Annotated in this window: 5 protein-coding genes; all 5 read right to left on the bottom strand. The window is 72.0% G+C overall.

From position 1 onward, the window contains the following. Nucleotides 1-117: 117 nt before the first annotated feature. Nucleotides 118-1,380 (bottom strand): glutamate-5-semialdehyde dehydrogenase, encoded by a 1,263-nt coding sequence (locus tag E1285_RS43135; protein WP_132160697.1) that lies wholly within the window; start codon nt 1,378-1,380, stop codon nt 118-120. 72 nt (nt 1,381-1,452) lie between these two features. After that, nucleotides 1,453-2,568 (bottom strand): glutamate 5-kinase, encoded by a 1,116-nt coding sequence (gene proB, locus E1285_RS43130; RefSeq protein WP_132160696.1) that lies wholly within the window; start codon nt 2,566-2,568, stop codon nt 1,453-1,455. After that, complete coding sequence (gene obgE / locus E1285_RS43125; RefSeq protein ID WP_132160695.1) at nt 2,568-3,986, bottom strand: GTPase ObgE; 1,419 nt, start codon at nt 3,984-3,986, stop codon at nt 2,568-2,570. The genes proB and obgE overlap by 1 nt, the downstream gene beginning before the upstream one ends. A 78-nt stretch (nt 3,987-4,064) precedes the next feature. After that, complete coding sequence (rpmA, locus tag E1285_RS43120) at nt 4,065-4,322, bottom strand: 50S ribosomal protein L27 (protein WP_132160694.1); 258 nt, start codon at nt 4,320-4,322, stop codon at nt 4,065-4,067. Nucleotides 4,323-4,336: 14 nt separating this feature from the next. Then, complete coding sequence (gene rplU / locus E1285_RS43115) at nt 4,337-4,651, bottom strand: 50S ribosomal protein L21 (RefSeq protein ID WP_132160693.1); 315 nt, start codon at nt 4,649-4,651, stop codon at nt 4,337-4,339. Between the last annotated feature and the right edge of the window lie 357 nt (nt 4,652-5,008).

Below are 5,008 nucleotides of genomic sequence, written 5' to 3'. Positions count from 1 at the left end.
CTTCAGGACACGGCGGCGGCTGTACTCACGGGTCACAGTCGTGAATCAGACCACACCCCACAACGTGACATCAATGGCAAAAATGTCACAACTTGCACGCCGCCGTGCCGGGCGAGGTCAGCCCCTCACGTGGCCTTCACCGGTCACGACGAACTTGGTGGACGTCAGCTCGGGCAGCCCCATCGGACCGCGGGAGTGCAGCTTCTGCGTCGAGATGCCGATCTCCGCGCCGAAGCCGAACTCCTCACCGTCGGTGAAGCGCGTCGAGGCGTTCACCATCACGGCCGCCGAGTCCACGAGCGCGACGAACCGCTTCGCGGCAGGCTGCGACCCCGTGACGATCGCCTCGGTGTGGCCCGAACCGTACCGGCGGATGTGCGCGACGGCGTCGTCGAGGGAGTCCACGACGCGGGCGGCAATGTCGAGGGAGAGGTACTCGGCGCGCCAGTCGTCCTCGGTCGCCTCCACGACGTCCCGGCCGTACGACCGGATGCGGTCATCGCCGTGGACCGTGACTCCGGCGACCTTCAGCGCCTCAAGCGCGCGCGGGACGAACGTGTCCGCGATGCCGGCGTGCACGAGGAACGTCTCCGCCGCGTTGCAGACCGAGGGACGCTGCGTCTTGGCGTTCAGCAGCACCTCCAGGGCCATGTCGACGTCGGCGGCGGCGTCCACGTACACCGCGCAGTTCCCCACCCCCGTCTCGATCACCGGGACGGTCGACTCCTCCACCACCGAGTTGATCAGCGAGGCGCCGCCGCGGGGGATCAGCACGTCCACCAGGCCGCGCGCCCGCATCAGGTGCTTCACCGACTCCCGGGACGTGCCCGGGACGAGCTGCACCGCGTCCGGCGGGACCTCGGTACCGGCCAGCGCGCCCTGCATCACCTCGACCAGCGCCGTGTTCGAGTCGTACGCCGACGAGGAGCCCCGCAGCAGCGCCACGTTCCCGCTCTTCAGGCACAGCGCGGCGGCGTCCACGGTCACGTTCGGCCGGCCCTCGTAGATCATCCCGACGACGCCGAGCGGCACCCGGACCTGCCGCAGCTCCAGGCCGTTCGGCAGCACGTTCCCGCGTACCGACTCCCCCACCGGGTCGGGCAGCGCCGCGACCTTACGGACGGCCTCGGCGATCGCGGCGATCCGCTCCTCCGACAGGCTCAGCCGGTCGATCATGTACTCCGACGTGCCGTTCTCCCGGGCCCGCGCGACATCGGCCTCGTTCGCCTTGACGATCTCCGGCGCCGCGGTGACCAGGGCGTCCGCGATCCGGTTCAGCGCCGCGTCCTTCGCCGCACGCGGCAGCGGCGCGAGCCCTGCCGCGGCCTCCCTGGCGCGCCCCGCCACAAGCAGGAACCTCTCGCGCTCCAGCTCGCTCATCACGTTCCTTTCTTCGTCGACTTGCGGCGTGTCGTCGTTATGCACGCCCCGGTGACGACAGCGCGCCGCAACTCAACGTTCATCGGTAAGGATCACCAGGTGGTCTCTGTGGATTATCTCGCGCTCGTACTCCGGGCCCAGCTCTCGCGCCAGCCACCGCGTCGAGCGTCCCATCAGGTCCGGGATCTCGGACGCGTCGTAGTTCACCAGGCCGCGCGCGAGGACGCCGCCGTCGGTGTCGCACAGGTCGACGGGGTCCCCGGCGGCGAAGTCGCCCTGCACGCCGGTGACACCCGCCGGGAGCAGCGACTTGCGGCGCCGCACGACCGCCTCGACCGCGCCCGGGTCCAGCGTGACCCGTCCCTGGCCGGTGGTGGCGTGGGCGAGCCACAGGTTCCGCGTCGACATGCGGCGCCCCTCTGCCGGATGGAAGAGGGTGCCGACCTGCTCGCCGCCGAGCGCCTGCGCGGCCGACGCCGCGTTGGTGAGCACCACCGGGATGCCGGCGATCCGGGCCGCCTCGACCTTGGTGACCATGCCGCCGGTGCCGACCCGCCCGGACCGGCCCAGCTCGACGCCCTTCAGGTCGTCCGGCCCGCGGACGTCGCCGACGCGGCGGGCGCCGGGGCGGCGCGGGTCACCGGTGTACAGGGCGTCCACGTCCGACAGCAGGAGCAGCGCGTCCGCGCGGATCAGGTGGGCGACGAGCGCGGCGAGCCGGTCGTTGTCGCCGAACCGGATCTCGTCGGTCGCGACGGTGTCGTTCTCGTTCACGATCGGCAGGACGCCGAGCGCGAGCAGCTGCGCCAGCGTGCGCTGGGCGTTGCGGTGGTGCGAGCGGCGCATCATGTCGTCGGCGGTGAGCAGCACCTGCCCGGCCGTCAGCGCGTGCCGGGCGAACGACGAGGTGTAGCGCGCGAACAGCTGGCCCTGCCCGACGCTCGCCGCCGCCTGCTGGGTGGCGAGGTCGCGGGGGCGCCGGGTCAGCCCCAGCGGCCCCAGGCCGGCGGCGATCGCGCCGGACGAGACGAAGACGATCTCGGTGCCGTCCGCGCGGCGGGAGGCCAGCACGTCCACCAGCGCGTCGATGCGGCCCGCGTCGAGCACGCCCTCCGGGGTCGTGAGCGACGACGAGCCCGCCTTCACCACGATCCGGCGGGCCTTCGCGATCGCCTCGCGCCCGCTCATCAACGTCTCTCTTCCGGAGTTCGGCGGTGCCCGCCCAGGCGCCGGTCCGTGCCGCGGGGCCCCGGCGCGCCCTCGCCGGCGAGGACCTCGGGCTCCCAGTCGAAGACGACCGAGTCGTCCATCGTGCCGATCAGGACCGTGGCGCCGGCGGCGGCCCCCGCCTTGGCGAGCGCCTCCTCCACACCGAGCCGTGCGAGCCGGTCGGCGAGGTACCCCACGGCCTCCTCGTTGGCGAAGTCCGTCTGCCGCAGCCACCTGACCGGCTTCGTGCCGGTGATCAGGTACGTGTTGCCGCCGAGGTCCCTGACCTCGAAGTCGGTGTCGCCGCCGACCGGCTCGGGCCGGATGACGATGCGGGTGGGCTCCGCGGGCGGCAGCGACGCGCGGTACTCCTCCACCATCGCCGCCATCGCGAACGACAGCTCCCGCAGCCCCTCGTGCGACGCCGCCGACACCTCGAAGACCTTCAGGCCGCGCGCCTCGAACTCGGGCCTCACCATCTCGGCGAGGTCGCGGCCGTCCGGGACGTCGACCTTGTTCAGGACGACGATGCGGGGACGGTCCGACAGCGGCCGGTCGCCGAGGACCCGGTCGTACGCCTGGAGCTCGCGCTCGATGACCTCGAAGTCGCTGACCGGGTCGCGTCCCGGCTCCATCGTGGCGCAGTCGAGGACATGCGCGAGGGTGGACGAGCGCTCGATGTGGCGCAGGAAGTCAAGGCCGAGGCCGCGTCCCTCGCTGGCGCCCTCGATCAGGCCCGGCACGTCCGCGACCGTGAAGGTCGTGTCGCCGGCGCTCACCACGCCGAGGTTCGGGATCAGCGTCGTGAACGGGTAGTCGGCGATCTTCGGCTTGGCGGCCGACAGCGCCGCGATCAGCGACGACTTGCCCGCACTGGGGAACCCGACGAGCGCCACGTCGGCGACGCTCTTCAGCTCCAGGACGACGTCGGTCTCCTCGCCCGGCTCGCCCAGCAGCGCGAACCCCGGCGCCTTGCGCTTGGCGGACGCCAGCGCGGCGTTGCCGAGGCCGCCGTTGCCGCCCCGCGCGATCACGTAGCGGGTGCCCTCGCCGACCAGGTCGGCCAGGACGTCCTCGCCCGACTTCACGACGGTTCCGTCCGGGACGGTCAGGATCACGTCGCCGCCGTCCGCGCCCGTCCGGTGGCCGCCCTGCCCGGGACGGCCGTTGCCCGCCTTGCGGTGCGGGCGCCGGTGGTACTCCAGGAGGCTCGCCGCGTTGGAGTCGACGACCAGGACGACGTCGCCGCCGCGCCCGCCGTTCGCGCCGTCCGGGCCGCCGAGCGGCTTGAACTTCTCCCGGTGGATCGAGGCGCAGCCGTTGCCGCCGTTGCCCGCGGCGACGTGCAGTACCACCCGGTCGACGAACTGCGCGCCCGATCCCGCTGCAGCGGCCACGGTGACTCTCCTCGATGAAAGGCGAAGGGACGGACCGAGAACGGTCCGCCCCTTGCAGAAGTGTGTGCCCCCGGCGGACTATTCCGCCGGCGGGACGACGCTCACGGCGTTGCGGCCGCGGTAACGGCGGAACGTCACCGAGCCCGCGACCAGCGCGAACAGCGTGTCGTCGCCGCCGCGCCCGACGCCCGGGCCGGGGTGGAAGTGGGTACCGCGCTGCCGGACGAGGATCTCGCCGGCGTTGACGACCTGGCCGCCGAACCGCTTCACACCGAGGCGCTGGGCGTTGGAGTCGCGACCGTTACGGCTGGACGATGCGCCCTTCTTGTGTGCCATGTGACCGCTCTCCCTTACTTCCCGGCCTTGATACCGGTGATCTTGACCTCGGTGTAGGGCTGACGGTGACCCATCCGCCGCTTGTACCCGGTCTTGTTCCGGTAGTGCATGATGTTGATCTTCGGGCCCTTGACCGCGCCGAGGATCTCGGCGGTCACCTCGTAGCTCGCCAGGTCGGCCGACTTGCTGACGACGTCGTCGCCGTCCACGACCAGCAGGGCCTGAAGCCTGACGGTCGAGCCGACGTCACCGGCCAGCTTGTCGACGGTCAGCACGTCATCGACGGCGACCTTCTCCTGCCTGCCGCCTGCGCGGACAATCGCGTACACCGCGGAAACCCTTCGTCTGCGCGCGCTTCCGGACTCAACCGGTCCCACGCGTGGCTTACCAGCCCCCGGACGGGGGCCTACCCCCGGCACCGGGCCGAGGGCGGCACACCAGGGGGGAACCCTGGCGCTCTCTGCTTGGTCCCACCGGATCGGTGAGGCGAACACCGAGCGACCCCGGACGGGATTCGCGGTGCGAGTTCAGATGACGCGCCCACGACGCGCCAAAACACAAGGATACCGGATGCCCTGACCCGACGCGAACCCCCAGGGGACGCCCCCTGGGGGTTCGGTGGCTCCGACGGTCTATTCGGCTTCGGCCTCAGCGGGCTGGGGGGTGGAGTCGGCGCGGGATCCGGG

Origin of the sequence: Actinomadura sp. 7K507 (assembly GCF_004348425.1) — a bacterium.
GTDB lineage: Bacteria > Actinomycetota > Actinomycetes > Streptosporangiales > Streptosporangiaceae > Spirillospora.
This window is presented reverse-complemented; position numbering and strand designations above follow the sequence as displayed.